The 13,443-nt window shown below is 62.4% G+C and carries 12 protein-coding genes; 5 read left to right on the plus strand and 7 right to left on the minus strand.

Annotation, left to right across the window (positions count from 1 at the left end; translation table 11 throughout):
- Positions 1 to 13 precede the first annotated feature (13 nt).
- Genes ABIE53_RS19335 through ABIE53_RS19350 form a run of 4 tightly spaced genes read right to left on the minus strand, consistent with a single transcriptional unit; the run spans position 14 to position 4,614 of the window.
- Positions 14 to 520 carry a (2Fe-2S)-binding protein gene (locus ABIE53_RS19335; protein ID WP_192699842.1) on the minus strand — a complete coding sequence of 169 codons (507 nt, stop codon included), beginning with the start codon at positions 518 to 520 and terminating at the stop codon, positions 14 to 16.
- 2 nt (positions 521 to 522) lie between these two features.
- Complete coding sequence (locus tag ABIE53_RS19340) at positions 523 to 2,838, minus strand: xanthine dehydrogenase family protein molybdopterin-binding subunit (protein ID WP_192699841.1); 2,316 nt, start codon at positions 2,836 to 2,838, stop codon at positions 523 to 525.
- Positions 2,838 to 3,731 carry an FAD binding domain-containing protein gene (locus ABIE53_RS19345; protein WP_192699840.1) on the minus strand — a complete coding sequence of 298 codons (894 nt, stop codon included), beginning with the start codon at positions 3,729 to 3,731 and terminating at the stop codon, positions 2,838 to 2,840. The genes ABIE53_RS19340 and ABIE53_RS19345 overlap by 1 nt, the downstream gene beginning before the upstream one ends.
- Before the next feature lie 46 nt (positions 3,732 to 3,777).
- Entirely contained in the window at positions 3,778 to 4,614 is an 837-nt protein-coding gene (locus tag ABIE53_RS19350) for an alpha/beta fold hydrolase (RefSeq protein ID WP_192699839.1), read from the minus strand.
- 357 nt (positions 4,615 to 4,971) lie between these two features.
- On the opposite strand from ABIE53_RS19350, the gene ABIE53_RS19355 reads away from it, so the two are divergent.
- The 3 genes from ABIE53_RS19355 to ABIE53_RS19365 all read left to right on the plus strand — a co-directional run bounded on the left by ABIE53_RS19355 (position 4,972) and on the right by ABIE53_RS19365 (position 7,760).
- Complete coding sequence (locus tag ABIE53_RS19355) at positions 4,972 to 5,763, plus strand: ABC transporter permease (protein ID WP_192699838.1); 792 nt, start codon at positions 4,972 to 4,974, stop codon at positions 5,761 to 5,763.
- 112 nt (positions 5,764 to 5,875) lie between these two features.
- Positions 5,876 to 6,868 (plus strand): ABC transporter substrate-binding protein, encoded by a 993-nt coding sequence (locus ABIE53_RS19360; protein ID WP_006049814.1) that lies wholly within the window; start codon positions 5,876 to 5,878, stop codon positions 6,866 to 6,868.
- A gap of 55 nt (positions 6,869 to 6,923) precedes the next feature.
- Positions 6,924 to 7,760 (plus strand): ABC transporter ATP-binding protein, encoded by an 837-nt coding sequence (locus tag ABIE53_RS19365; protein WP_192699837.1) that lies wholly within the window; start codon positions 6,924 to 6,926, stop codon positions 7,758 to 7,760.
- A gap of 92 nt (positions 7,761 to 7,852) precedes the next feature.
- On the opposite strand, the gene ABIE53_RS19370 is transcribed toward ABIE53_RS19365, so the two are convergent.
- Positions 7,853 to 8,908, minus strand: coding sequence for a porin (locus tag ABIE53_RS19370; protein ID WP_244231033.1), 1,056 nt, complete (start codon positions 8,906 to 8,908; stop codon positions 7,853 to 7,855).
- An 89-nt stretch (positions 8,909 to 8,997) separates the two neighbouring features.
- On the minus strand, positions 8,998 to 10,638 hold the full coding sequence (locus ABIE53_RS19375; protein ID WP_192699836.1) for a UbiD family decarboxylase: 1,641 nt from the start codon (positions 10,636 to 10,638) through the stop codon (positions 8,998 to 9,000).
- Between the two features lie 253 nt (positions 10,639 to 10,891).
- Between ABIE53_RS19375 and ABIE53_RS19380 the strand changes: the two genes are divergently transcribed.
- Positions 10,892 to 11,494, plus strand: a complete 603-nt coding sequence (locus ABIE53_RS19380) for a UbiX family flavin prenyltransferase (RefSeq protein WP_192699835.1) — start codon at positions 10,892 to 10,894, stop codon at positions 11,492 to 11,494.
- Position 11,495: 1 nt separating this feature from the next.
- Here the strand turns inward: ABIE53_RS19380 and ABIE53_RS19385 are convergent, their stop codons facing one another.
- Positions 11,496 to 12,398, minus strand: a complete 903-nt coding sequence (locus ABIE53_RS19385; protein WP_192699834.1) for an SDR family oxidoreductase — start codon at positions 12,396 to 12,398, stop codon at positions 11,496 to 11,498.
- Positions 12,399 to 12,497: 99 nt separating this feature from the next.
- On the opposite strand from ABIE53_RS19385, the gene ABIE53_RS19390 reads away from it, so the two are divergent.
- The gene (locus tag ABIE53_RS19390) at positions 12,498 to 13,427 is read left to right on the plus strand and encodes a helix-turn-helix transcriptional regulator (RefSeq protein WP_192699833.1); all 930 of its coding nucleotides are present in this window, start codon (positions 12,498 to 12,500) and stop codon (positions 13,425 to 13,427) included.
- The last annotated feature ends 16 nt before the right edge of the window (positions 13,428 to 13,443 follow it).

A 13,443-nucleotide genomic window follows, 5' to 3' on the forward strand; every position in this document is an offset into this window, starting at 1 on the left:
GTTTGCAGGCGCGCTACGCGGCCACGACGGCGACCGTCGCCTTCGACTTGCGCATTTGCGCGGCGAGCTTGACGGCCTCGATGATCTCCGGATACGCGGCGCAACGGCAAAGATTGCCCGACAGGAAATTGCGGATCTCGGCTTCGCTCGGGTCCGGATTGCGGTCGAGCAACTGGCGGCTCATCAGTATGAAGCCTGACGTGCAAAAGCCGCATTGAAACGCGCCGCACTCGATGAACGCCTGCTGCACCGGATCGAGTTCTCCATTGGCGTCCAGGTTTTCGATCGTGCTGACTTCACCGCCGTCGGCCATTGCGGCGAGATAGAGACAGCCCGACACGCTCTCGCCGTTGACGATCACCGTGCAGCATCCGCACAAGCCCTGACCGCAGCTTTCGCGGGCGCCATATAGCGCGAACTGCTGACGCAGCACGTCGAGAATCGTGTGATGCGGTTCGACGTCGGCGCTCACGCGCTCGCCGTTCAGCGTGAATTGAATGTTGATGGAAGTAGCGCTCATGTTTATTCCTCGGATAGCGGTTCATTGCGCGCGGCGCACAGCGCACGGTACACACGCTCGGGCGTGAGCGGCAGCGACTTCAGACGCACGCCGACCGCGTCTTCGATGGCCTCGGCAATCGCCGACGCAACGCCGAATGTCGAACTCTCGCCGACGCCTTTCGCGCCGAACGGCCCGTTGCTCTGCACCGAGTCGACGGTCTCGCGCCCGATGACCGGCGGAATATCGTGGATGCCCGGAATCTTGTACTCGGCGAACGACGCATTGCGAAGCTGCCCGACCTCGTCGAACTCCATGCGCTCGAACAGCGAAATGCCGAGCTGCATGATGGCCGCGCCGGAGATCTGCGTGTCGACCACCTTCGGATTGATCGGCGTGCCGCAATCCACCACATGCTCGAAGCGCAGCAGCTTGAAGTGGCCCGTCTCCGTATCCACTTCGACTTCGACGCCGCAGCCGCCCACCATCCAGTTCGGTGTGATGTTCTCCGACTGCCCTGTCTCGTGTTCCGGCGACTTATACGGCGGAATAAAGCTGCCTATGCCGACGATGTTGCCCGCCTGCATGCCGTACTTGCGCCGCAGCAGTTCGCCCGCGCGGCTCGCGGGCGCGGCCGGCACGCCGAGTTCATCGGCGAGTTCGGCGAGTTTGCGGTTCACGTCTTCAGCGGCGAGACGCACCGCGTGTCCCATGTGGAATGTCGAGCGCGAGCCGAGCGTCGCCATGTCGTAGGGCGTCACGTCCGTATCGGGCCGCATCACGCGGATGCGTTCGGCGGGAATGCCGAGCACTTCACCGGCCATCAGCGCAATCGCGGTTTCCGACGCCTGGCCCATATCGACCGTGCTCGAATAAACCGTGCAACTGCCGTCGCCCGCGAGGCTCACCATCGCCATCGACGTGGTGGGCGCAACCAGCGCCTTGAAGCCGACTCCAATGCCGCGCCCGCGCCGCAGCGTGCCTGTGCCGCGCTCGAACGGCGCCGCCCAGTTCATTCGCTGCGCGACGCGTTCGAGCACGAGACCGATCGCCGCGTCGTGCATCGGCGTGCCGGTTGCATGGGGACGCCCTTCGCGCAGGATATTGCGGCGGCGGAATTCGAGCGGATCGATACGAAGCGCGCGCGAAATCATGTCGGCGTGGCTCTCGTAAGCCCACACCATCTGCGGAATGCCGAAGCCGCGAAATGCGCCCGCAGGCGGCAGATTCGTGTAGACCTGGTACGAATCGATCCACACGTTCTCGATGTCGTACGGACCCGAAGCGGTAAAGCCCGACTTCTGCGTGACGCGCGGCCCGATATCGGCATACGCGCCGCCGTTCCACCAGACCTCGCATTTGCGCGCGGTAATGCGGCCTTCTTCGTTCACCGCCGTTTTCATGCGGAACGTGGTGGCGTGCTTGGTGATCGTGAAGAACTGCTCTTCCATTGTCAGCGAGATTTTCACGTTGCGCCGCGACAGCAGCGCCAGCGCGACGACGAGTGCTTCGAGCTTGATATACAGCTTCGCGCCGAAGCCGCCGCCGAGCAGCGCCGACTTCACGCGCACGCGGTTCTCGTCCCACCCCAGCAGACGCGCGATTTCGATGCGCACGAACGACGGGCTCTGCGAAGCCGTATGCACCGTCAGCATTCCCGTGCCCATATCCGGCTCGGCAAGCGAGACCATCGGCTCGAGCGGCGTGTGCATCACCTGCTGCGTGGTGAACGTGTCGTCGAATACATGCGCGGCGCTTGCGAAGGCCGCCTCCACGTCGCCGCGCCGCAACTGGAAATCGAGCGCGACATTGGTGCCTTTGCGTCCGGCAAGATGCTTCAGGTCCGGGAACGTACCCGCTGGGCGCAGGAAGTCGTGCACGAGTACATCCGATTGCGCAGCCTCGACTTCGTTGAACACGGCCGGCAATTCCTCGTATTCGGCCATGATCAGATGCGTTGCCTCTTCGGCGATATGCGGATCGGCCGCGAGCACGACGGCAACCGGCTCGCCGATGTAGCGCACTTTATCCAGCGCGAGAATCGGCTGGTCGTGAAACGCCGGGCCATAGTAAGGCTCGGGAATCACCTTGCGAATATCTTCGCCGGTGTACACGGCGAATACGCCCTCCATTTCACGCGCGGCGCTCGTGTCGATGCTGACAATCCTTGCGTGCGCCATCGTGCTGCGAAATATCTTGCCGTACAGCATGCGCGGCAGCACGAGGTTATGAATGTACTCCGCGCGGCCCGTCACTTTCGAGCGCGCTTCGAGCCGGTTCAATGCGCGGCCCACCTGCTTTTGTGCTGGCTGTTCTTCCAGCGTCTTGTCGATCTTCATCACGCATGATCCCCGAATTGAGCGGCGCGTCCGCTCGCGGCGGCCAGCGCCGTGCGCACCGCGCGGCCCAGATAGACCTTCAGCAGTTGCTTCTTGTAACTCGCGGACCCATGAGAATCGCCGACGATATCGAGTTGCGCCGCAGCCGCTTCGCCCGCTTCACGCAGAATCGCGTCGTCGGGCGCCGCGCCGCGAAGCAGCGCCTCGGCATGCGTGAGCCGTGTCGGCCGGTCCGTCGCCGCGCCGACGATCACGCTCGCGCGGCCGATGCGCGGCCCCTCTATATCGAGCACGACAGCCACGCCGAGCGCAGGCCAGTCATGCGCCGCGCGGGTCGTGACCTTCATGTACGCCGCGGGCCGGCCGGCTTGCGGCGGCACGATCACTTCGGAGATGAGTTCATCGCGAGCGAGCACGGTTTCGTAATAGCCCGTGCACAATTGCTCGACGGGCACCGTGCGTTCGCCGTGCGGACCCGTGATCGTCACGCGTGCGCCGAGCGCGCTTAGCACCGGCGGCATATCCATATGAGGATCGGCGTGACCGAGGTTGCCGCCGATGGTCGCCACATTGCGCACTCGCACATTCGACAGCGTGCGCAACGTGCGGGCGATGAGCGGCCATCCCTCCTTCACGACCGGCGAATGCTCGAGCGTCGCGAGCCGCGTCAATCCGCCGATACGCAACTCGCCGTTGTCGTCCAGGCGAACCTGCGCATAGTGCGGCTCGATATCGCGCAAACTGACGAGCCGCGTCGGCCGCAGCACGCCGGCCTTCATCATCAACATCACCGCGGTGCCGCCGCCCACCGGGCGAATATCCGGGTCTTCCGGGTCCAGCAGCGCAATCGCTTCCTTCAGCGACCGTGGCTTCGCGAGCTCAAACGGAATCATCCAGGCACTCCTTGTTGCGCGTATTCGTTGCAGGTTTCTTGTGCATCTAGCGGGCGCAGCCTGCGCGATCGAGCAGCGCGTGCAGTTCGCGCGCGACGATGTCGGGCGTTTCCAGCGGCGTCAGATGACGCGCCTTCGGGATCTCGGTGAAGGTCGATCCGGCAATGCCCGCGTGCAGCGCCCGCGCCATCGCGGGCGTCGCCGCATAGTCCTCCTCACCGACGATCACGCACGTCGGCACTTTCACCTTCGCCATCAGCGCGCGGCCGTCGAACGAACCGAGCATGCGGCCGGTCGCGGCGAATGCCGCAACGTCGTTGCGTAGAAAGGTGTCCACGCAACGTTGCACCACTTGCGGATGCGCGGCGCGAAACGCGTCGCTGAACCAGCGCGTGGTCTGAAACTCGACCAGCGGCGCAAGGCCGCCGGTCTCGGCCTTCTGGGCGCGCGCGTCCCAGTCCTGCGGCGCCGTCTCGCCGTACCACGCGGTCGTGTCGATCAGGCCCGCGCCGATCGCATCAGGACATGTGGCCGCGAATTGCAGCGCGACGCAGCCGCCCATCGACGCGCCCGCGATCAGCACGTTGCGAAAGTCCGTCGCGCGCAGCACGTCGTAGACGTCCTGCGCAAACAGCGACACCGTGTACGGACCGGCCGGCTTGCCGGATGCGCCGTGACCGCGCGCATCGATGGCGAGCACAGAAGCACGCGGCAACAGCCGCTCGACGACAGGCGCCCAGAAGTGACGGTCCATCGCGAGCGAATGCACGAGCACCACGCGCACCGTGTTGTCTTTTGCGCCGTAGAGGGTGTAGCCGATTTGCGTGCCGTCACGCACGGTAACGTGCGACGACACGACATCGGGACTGATCGGTTGATTCATTGCGTGCTCCACTGGCTATCGGATGCGTTCGAGTTCGGGTCATCGAGCCCTCAGCCGGATATTGCGGGCTCGCCGTTGGACCGGCAAACGACGATCTTTCATGTAAAGCATGAAAACAATTCATCGCTTGCGAACGGACGTTCCATCGCATCGACGACCATGCGCGTTTCGTTATTGCGCATCGCGCCGCCGCACGCAGCGGATGAATTTCTCTCATATGCGGCATGAACAATTAGCGTTTGCCCGGCGCATGGCTGGCGGTCAATCTTGCTGCCAGAGCATGCCGGCGCATGTCCGCGCGCGGTCTCTTCCAGTTCTTCCCGCTCTTCCGCTTCTCAACCATAAAGGTCGAATGCCGTGAACTTCACCAGGAAAGTCCTGAGTTCGCAGTGGGTCCGTCCGCTGCTGCTTATTGTCGTCATCGTGCTTGCGTGGGATCTCGTGATACGCATCTTCAAGATTCCGCCGTATCTGGTGCCGACGCCCGAAGCGATCTTCCATCAGATCGCTGCGCAATGGTCGATGCTGCTGGAAGAGTCGTTGCCGACGCTGTACGCGACGCTCGGCGGCTTTGCGCTTTCGGTGCTGATCGGCGTGCCGATCGCGATGCTGGTCGCCGCGTCGCCGCTGATCGAGAGCTACCTGTACCCGCTCGTCGTGTTTTCGCAGAGCATTCCGAAAGTGGCGATCGCGCCGCTTTTTGTCGTCTGGTTCGGCTTCGGACTCTTTCCGCGCATACTGGTTGCGTTCCTGCTTGGCTTCTTTCCGGTTGTCGTATCGACGGTGATGGGCTTCAAATCGGTCGAGAAGGATCTGACCGATCTGGCGAAGTCGATGGGCAGTTCGCCGGTGAAAACGTTCTTCAAGATCAGCCTGCCGCACGCGCTTCCGTCGATCTTCGCAAGCATGAAGGTGTCGATCACGCTCGCTGTCGTCGGCGCGGTGGTCGCCGAATTCGTCGGCGCGAATTCGGGACTCGGCTTCGTGCTGCAACGTGCAAACGGCAACTTCGACCAGCCGCTGATCTTCTCGGCGCTGGTCGTGCTGTCGGTGATCGGCGCTCTGCTGTTCGTCGCCATCGACATGCTGGAGCGCATCGCGATTCCGTGGCATGCGTCGCATCGCTCGCGGCTGCTTGGACGCGCTTGACGCGCTCGCGGCGTTCTCGGCGTTCGCGCGGTTCCACCGCATTCGCTTTGACTACCCCACATCAAGAAGCAGACAGCACCCATTTCAGATGGGGCCACAGGAAGGAGACACCATGAAATCACGAAAGCCGACGCGCATGGCAGCCGCGCTCGCGTTTGCAGCGGTCTGCTGCACGAGCCACGCCGCTTACGCGAAAGACTCGCTGACATTGATGCTCAACTACACGGTCAACGGCGCGGTCGCACCGTTTTATCTCGGCAAGGTGAAGGGCTACTACGACGCCGAAGGCATCGACCTCAAGCTGATGGAAGGACACGGCTCGGGCCCGACCGTGCAGGCCGTCGCGACGCACAACGTGGACATTGGCTACGCGGACTTCAGCACGATGGTCAAGGTCGCCGCGATGGGCGCACCCGTGAAAGCGATCGGCGTGCTGATGCAGGAAAATCCGACCTCCGTGGTCGGGCTCGCGGACAAGAACATCAAAACGCCGCAGGACATCAAGGGAAAAACGGTTGCGGTTGCGCCCGGCGACGCGTCGTCGCAGCTATGGACGATGTTCATGAACAAGGTCGGCCTGAAGGACTCCGACTTCAAGACGATCACCGGCAATCCGCAGACCACGATCAATGCGGTCATTACGGGTCAGGCCGATCTGCTGGTCGGCTTCGCGACGATCCCGCTGATCTCCGTCGAGCAGGCCACGAAGAAGCCTGCGCGCGCGATCCTGTTTGCCGACTACAACGTGAACGTGGCGACGCTTAGCATCATCGCGCGCGACGACATGATCAAGGACCATGCCGATCTGCTCAAACGCTTCATGCGCGCGACGGCGAAGTCCGTGAACGACAGCGAGAAAGACCCGGCCGCCGCGGTCGATGCGCTACTCAAGACGCTGCCCGCCGCCGGTTCGCGCGACACGATGATCCGCACGCTGCAGGCGACGATCCCGTTCTACCGCACGCCCGAAACCGAGAAGGCGCCGATCTTCCACGTCAGCGCGAAGAACATCGACGACTCCGTGGCCGCGATCGTGCAGTACAGCAAGCTCGATCCGTCGGCGAACGTGCCCGCGAAGTACTACACCGGCGCATTCGTTCCATGAGCCGCACTAGCGCCGCCGCGTCGTTCCTTTCCGTTCACCCGAAACCCGCCCCGCTATGACCACCGTACTCAAGCTCGACGACAAGCATCACCGGTCTTTTTCCGCGCCCGCGCCCGCCAGATCGCTGATAGAACTGCGCGGCGTGACCAAGAGTTATCGCAGCGCGCAAGGCATGATGGAAGCGCTGAAGCCGCTCGACTTCGACATCCGCGAACAGGAGTTCGTCTCGATCGTCGGACCGTCCGGATGCGGCAAAAGCACGTTGCTGAAGATGGTCGCCGGACTCGAAGCGATCTCGTCCGGAACGATGACCTTGTCCGGCGAGCCGATTCGCGGCCCGCAAAAGAACGTGGGTATCGTGTTCCAGAGCGCCGTGCTGCTCGCGTGGCGCAACGTGCTCGACAACATTCTGTTGCAGGCGGAAATGCGCCGCATGCCGAGGCGCGAAGCACGCGAGAAAGCGATGCAACTGATCAGCATGGCCGGTCTAGAAGGCTTCGAGCAAAAGCATCCGTGGCAACTTTCCGGCGGCATGCAGCAGCGCGTGTCGATCTGCCGCGCGCTCTTGCACGAGCCGTCCGTTCTGCTGATGGACGAACCTTTCGGCGCACTCGACGCAATGACGCGCGAGAGCATGAACATGGAATTGCAGCGCATCTGGCTCGAATCGAAGAAAACCGTGCTGCTCATCACGCACAGCATTCCTGAAGCGGTATTCCTGTCGGACCGCGTGCTGGTGATGTCGGAACGGCCGGGCTCGATAGCCGCGATTTACGACATCGATTTGCCGCGTCCGCGTTCTCTTGAGGTGATGGCCACGCCGGCATTTCTGCATCACACGAAGACGATTCGCGCACACTTCAATGCGCAAGGATCGCTCGACGATCACTGAACACTGATTGCTCAAGCGTAAAAAAACCGGTTGGAGCCTAAAGGCTTCCGACCGGTTTTTTTGCGTGAGTTAAGTTGCAGTAGACGGTACGGCTAGAACCAGTGATTCATACCGAACGAGATACCCGTCTGTTTCGCGTGACCCGACGCGTTCAACGTTGCGTTAGTGACATAAACGCCGGTGAAATGCGTATAGTCGATGTCCGCATAAAGCTCCGTGCGCTTCGAGAGCAGATAGTCAATGCCGAGAATCGCCACGTCTTTCCTGCCGTCCACGCCGCCGGTCTTGTTCTTGTTGTCGTAATACGCGGCGGTCACGCTAAAGAACGGCGTCGCCTGATAACGCAAGCCGCCCCACAAGTACTGATTGCGTGTCATGCTGCGCGCCGAAGCGGGCGTGTCCTGCAAATCGAGCGAGTAACCGGCCATCACATCGACAGGGCCCACGCTCACCGTGCCGCCTGCCGTGTACTGGTCATTGCTGAAGTATTCGCTCGACGTCGCCGTCAGCGGATTCGACTTGTGCGTATAGCCCGCGCCCAGCTTGATCGTCTTGCCCCGATAGTTCAGGCCGCCGGCGAGCGTCGAGCCGTGTGCGGCGCTGCCCGGCACGCCGCCCAGCGCATATTCGCCGCGAACCACCCACGGCCCGAAAATGCCGCGATAGTTGATGTCGTTATCGTCGCGTCCGGTGTTGCCGCCCGACACCGCCGTCGATTCCGTAATGCCGAGGTAATGGAAGTCGAACGGCTCGAAGTCCTTGATCAGAAAATGCTGGAGCGTGAATTGCCGGCCAATGTCGACCTGCCCGAACGGCCCGCCTATTCCGACCGTCGACGTGCGCTGGAAGATCTGGTTGTTGGTGTTGTTATTCGCGCCGGTCGACAGCACGAAGCCTGCTTCCAGATTGAAGCGCGCGTAGTAGCCGCCTCCCAGATCTTCCTTGCCCTCCAGGCCCCAGCGGTTCGAGTTGTAGACGCCGTTCGACGCCATCGTCAACGCCGCGCCGCCCGCCTTCGTGCCGTTCACGAGATTGCGCAAGCCGCCGTCGAGCGAACCGTATAACGTGACGCTGCTTTGCGCATGCGCCGCGCCGCTCGACAGCCCAAGCAACGTGAATGCCGCGAGCGAGCGCGTCAACATACTCATTCGTACAGCCGGAAGTGCTTCTCCTTTGTCGTGCATATCTCCTCCATCGATGTCGTTCTATTGATATGGTGGCCGCTATCCGCGGCGCGTTAGATGTCTTTCTTTTCGGCGAAGAACCAGTCGGAATCCTTATTGATCCACTCAGGCCCGACGCGTTGAAGCGTCTGTTCCTCGCCCGTTTCGAAGTACTCGCTCTTCACGGCGCGCTGCGCCATCGCTTCGTTGCGCTCGTCCCAGTCGCCCATCGAGACGCCGTACCACGGCCATTCCGGACGCAGCGGCGGCAGCCCGAGTTCTTCCCAGATCGCTTTCGCGTTTTCCATGTACTCGCGCGTCGGCAGCGAAAGCGGCGGCAGCTCTTCCTTGCGTGTTGCGTTCATCAGGATCACGCCGTCAACCGCATCGTCGCCGCGTTGCGCGCCCGACGTGCGCGGTCCGTGTCCCGTATCGCGGCCGTGCAGAATCTGCACGTCCTTGATCGCGTTCATCCGGTAGCTCATCGACCAGAAGATCGCGTCGCTGTTTTCGGGGTTGATGTCGTTGCTCACGGCAACGACCAGCTTGCCGACAGCCGGTTGCAGCGACGCCGCGCCCATCAGCGCGCGCCATATTTCGGTTTCGGTTGCCTTCTCGCTGAACACCACGATCACGAGCTTGCGCAGATTGGTCAGCGGCTCGTGCATCACGACCTTTTCGACGCTTGCGATACGCAGCGAATTCTTCAGATGGTCGAGAAACAGCGGCTCGAACGCGACTTTCTTGACGAGCGAACTTTCGCTCGGCGTGACCTGGCTGATGATCGACACGAGATGCGCGTTCTTGCGTCGCGTAATCGCCGTGACGTTCATGTACGGATTGAATTCCTGCAAATTCACGTGACCGTGCGATTCGCCGAAAGGCCCTTCCGGTTCGAGCGTATCCGTCGGAACGAATCCTTCGATCACGATTTCAGCGTCGGCGGGCACGAGTAGATCGTTGGTCCTGCACTTCACCACGCGCAGCGGTTCGCCGAGAATCGCGCCGGCCACGCCGAGTTCGTCCACGTCGATCGGCAGCTTCTGGACCGAGCAGAACGACACGGCCGGATGGCCGCCGATCACGAGCGCGGCAGGCATCGGCTTGCCCATCGCCTTGTACTTGAGCCAATGCTGATAGATGCCTTGCCCCATTTCGATCGACGGATTGCAACCGACGCGGCGCTTACCCTTGATCTGTCCGCGATACGTGCCCATGTTCTGAATGCCGTTTTCCGGATCGACGGAAACGTACTGCGAGCACGTTGTGTACGGCGCGTTGTCGAAGCCTGGCGTCGAAATGGGAATCGGCAGATGTTCGAGACCTTGACCGTCGACATCGAGTTCATCGCCGATAAAACACACTTCCTGGCACGGCGCTTCGTTCACGAGAACGGGCGCGATCGGATTGCCCTTCGCCTGCTGCCACTTCTTGCCGATCTGATCGACGGGCACGCCCATGCCGATCGAGTAGACCTCGCGATTGATCGACAATGCGCCGACCACGACGGGCAACTCGTAGCGGCGTCCTTTGCTGTCGACGACGTTATGAAACACGAACGCCTTTCGATCCGACTCGGGAATGCCGCCGCGCAATTGCCAGCGCACGAGCGGATGGAGTTCGGTGTCCTTGTTGATTTCGCGGTGTACGTGAACGACAAGGCCCTTTTCCTCGAGGGCCTGCAAGTGGGTCTGAAACGAGGGGAAAGTTTTCATGGTTGTCCGGTGAATGATCAAGGGGAACGACGGTGAGCGCAGACTGACGCACAACGACCTCCCCTCGCAAACGCTGATTTCTCATGTACGTCATGAACGGATTTCATCCGCGGACAATGAAAAGCCCTCATGCGAGGCATGAACAGATTTCGTTTGAACGACAGGGGCCATGTCATGCAACCTGAGTGCGGAGACAGACGAACATACGAACCTACGAACCCGCCGCGCAGCGGATCGACAAGAGACGACGAACATGGACCGACGCAAACGTATCGTGGTGGGAATCAGCGGCGCTTCCGGCGTTGTCTATGGCGTGAGGCTGCTCGAGATGCTGCGCGAGCTCGACGTGGAGACTCATCTGGTGATGAGCCGCTCGGCGCAAATGACGCTTGCCTACGAAACCGACTTGCGCGCGGCCGACGTTCAGGCGCTGGCTTTCGAGCACTATCCCAATGCCGATATTGGCGCGGCGATTTCGAGCGGCTCGTTTCGCGTCGACGGCATGATCGTCGCGCCGTGTTCGATGAAAACGCTCGCGGAGGTCGCGACGGGCAACACGGGTTCGTTGCTGTCGCGCGCCGCCGATGTGATGCTGAAGGAACGCAAACGCGTCGTGTTGATGGTGCGCGAGACGCCGCTGCATCTCGGGCATCTGCGCAATATGACCGCGGCGACGGAAACCGGCGCGATCATCTATCCGCCGGTGCCGGCGTTTTACGCGCGGCCCGACAGTTTGCAGTCGATGATCGATCACACGCTGGGACGCGTGCTCGATCTATTCGATATCGACGTGGGGACGGTGAAACGCTGGACGGGCGAACACAGTCAGAAGCTCGTCAGCGTGTCGAACGGTTGAGTCACGCCGGCACATCGTCGGCGTAACGTGCTTCGTCGAGATCGGCAATCAGCGTCGGGCCTGCTGGTTGCCAGCCCAAACGTGCCTGTGTCAGAGCACTCGACGCGGGCATATCGAGCGCCGCGAAGATCGCCATCCATCCGAAATACGCCTGCGTCTGCTCGCGCGCGATCGAAACGACCGGCAGCTTCAGGCCACGGCCCAACGCCTCCGCGATCTCCCGCGCGCTCACCCCCTCCTCGCCGACCGCGTGATACCGCGCGCCGCGTTCTGCCCTTTCGATCGCGAGCCGGTACAGCTTCACGACGTCCGATAGATGTCCCGCGGGCCAGCGATTACGGCCCTCGTCCACATACGCGCAAACCCTTTTCTCGCGCGCAATCTGGATGAGCGGCGTGATTAGCCCTTGCCGGAACGGGTTGTGCACTTGCGGCAGGCGCATCACCGAGACATTCACGCCTGCCTGCAGCAGAACGTTACTGGCCAGCTCCGTTGCGAGTCGCGGATTCGGGTGCGCCGTGTTGAACACATCCTCCGTGGCGGGCTGCCCGTCGTCGCGGCTGCCCGCGCCCGTGCCCGACGTGACGAGCAGCGGACGATCGGAACCGGCCAGCGCCGATCCGAGCGCTTCGATCACGCGTGCGTCCTTCTCGCAGTTCGCCGCGAAGCGCGAAAAGTCGTGGTCGAATGCGAGATGGATGACGGCGTCCGCGTTTGCGACGCCGCTGCGCACGCTGTCGACGTCTTCAAGCGTGCCGCGATGAACGTCGGCGCCCCCGGCAAACAGCGCGTGCGCGCCCGCATCGGAGCGCGTCATGCCGATCACCTGATGACCGGCCTCGATAAGTTCGGGCACCAACGCCGAGCCGATGAAGCCCGTTGCGCCCGTCACAAAGATCCGCATGGCAATGCCTCCTTAGGTAGTCATCCCTGTACTATGCGTTCATCCGCTATCCTGTTTAAGTAGTGACGTTATCCCGGTAAAAGGACTAACAGGCTCAGCATGTCAGTGAACGACGCTCAAACCCTCGGTGACTTTTTGCGCAGCCGCCGCACGCGTCTGGACCCGGCGAGCTTCGGCTTTTCGGGCCGTAGGCGCACGCCTGGACTGCGCCGTGAGGAAGTCGCCCAGCTTGCCCACATCAGTTCCACCTGGTACACCTGGCTCGAACAGGGCCGCGGCGGCGCGCCGTCCGCGCATGTGCTCGAGCGCATCTGCGCGGCGCTGATGCTCACCGATACCGAGCGCGAACACGTTTTCATGCTAGGTCTCGGGAGGCCGCCCGAGGTGCGCTATCGCGGCGTCGATGGTGTGAACCCGCGGTTGCAGCGCGTGCTCGATTCGCTCGACGCGAGCCCCTCGATCATCAAGACCGCGACGTGGGACGTGGTCGCGTGGAATGCGGCCGCCGCGGTCGTGCTGACCGACTACGGCAGGCTGCCGGCCGGCCAGCGCAACATCCTGCGTTTCCTGTTCGGCGACCCGGCCGTTCGCGCGAAACAGCACGACTGGGAAGGCGTCGCGCGCTTCGTGGTCGGAACATTCCGCGCCGACGTGGCGCGCGCAGGGCTCGCTTCCGAAGTGGGCGAACTCGTCGACGATCTGCGCCGCGCCAACGCGGACTTCGACCGCATGTGGCGCGAAAACCAGGTGCTGGGTCACGGTGACGGCGAGAACGTAAAGCGCCTGCTGCATCCCACGCTCGGGCAGGTCGAAATGGAATATTCGCTATTCGCCGTCGATGGCCGGCCGGATCTCGGCATGGTCGTGTACACGCCATTGGATGCGCTCATGGCCGAGCGCATCCGCGCTGCCGCTCTTCAACATCGATCGATCGCCGCCAGCCGCCGACATGAAACTGCATCGTCGTCGAACGGCTCGCCTTTAGAGTGCGAACAGAACATCACGCGCGTCGGTGCCGGTGCAAACTGAACGCGTCAAGGAGGAT

The sequence above is a fragment of the Paraburkholderia sp. OAS925 genome (assembly GCF_040543975.1).
Taxonomy (GTDB): domain Bacteria; phylum Pseudomonadota; class Gammaproteobacteria; order Burkholderiales; family Burkholderiaceae; genus Paraburkholderia; species Paraburkholderia graminis.

Excerpts from the sequence above, each read along its gene's own strand:
- ABIE53_RS19375 (WP_192699836.1), bottom strand. The coding sequence starts at position 10,638 with ATGAAAACTTTCCCCTCGTTTCAGACCCACTTGCAGGCCCTCGAGGAA.
- ABIE53_RS19345 (WP_192699840.1), bottom strand. The coding sequence starts at position 3,731 with ATGATTCCGTTTGAGCTCGCGAAGCCACGGTCGCTGAAGGAAGCGATT.
- ABIE53_RS19335 (WP_192699842.1), bottom strand. The coding sequence starts at position 520 with ATGAGCGCTACTTCCATCAACATTCAATTCACGCTGAACGGCGAGCGC.
- ABIE53_RS19370 (WP_244231033.1), bottom strand. The coding sequence starts at position 8,908 with ATGAGTATGTTGACGCGCTCGCTCGCGGCATTCACGTTGCTTGGGCTG.
- ABIE53_RS19365 (WP_192699837.1), top strand. The coding sequence starts at position 6,924 with ATGACCACCGTACTCAAGCTCGACGACAAGCATCACCGGTCTTTTTCC.
- ABIE53_RS19385 (WP_192699834.1), bottom strand. The coding sequence starts at position 12,398 with ATGCGGATCTTTGTGACGGGCGCAACGGGCTTCATCGGCTCGGCGTTG.
- ABIE53_RS19360 (WP_006049814.1), top strand. The coding sequence starts at position 5,876 with ATGAAATCACGAAAGCCGACGCGCATGGCAGCCGCGCTCGCGTTTGCA.
- ABIE53_RS19350 (WP_192699839.1), bottom strand. The coding sequence starts at position 4,614 with ATGAATCAACCGATCAGTCCCGATGTCGTGTCGTCGCACGTTACCGTG.
- ABIE53_RS19390 (WP_192699833.1), top strand. The coding sequence starts at position 12,498 with ATGTCAGTGAACGACGCTCAAACCCTCGGTGACTTTTTGCGCAGCCGC.
- ABIE53_RS19380 (WP_192699835.1), top strand. The coding sequence starts at position 10,892 with ATGGACCGACGCAAACGTATCGTGGTGGGAATCAGCGGCGCTTCCGGC.
- ABIE53_RS19340 (WP_192699841.1), bottom strand. The coding sequence starts at position 2,838 with ATGAAGATCGACAAGACGCTGGAAGAACAGCCAGCACAAAAGCAGGTG.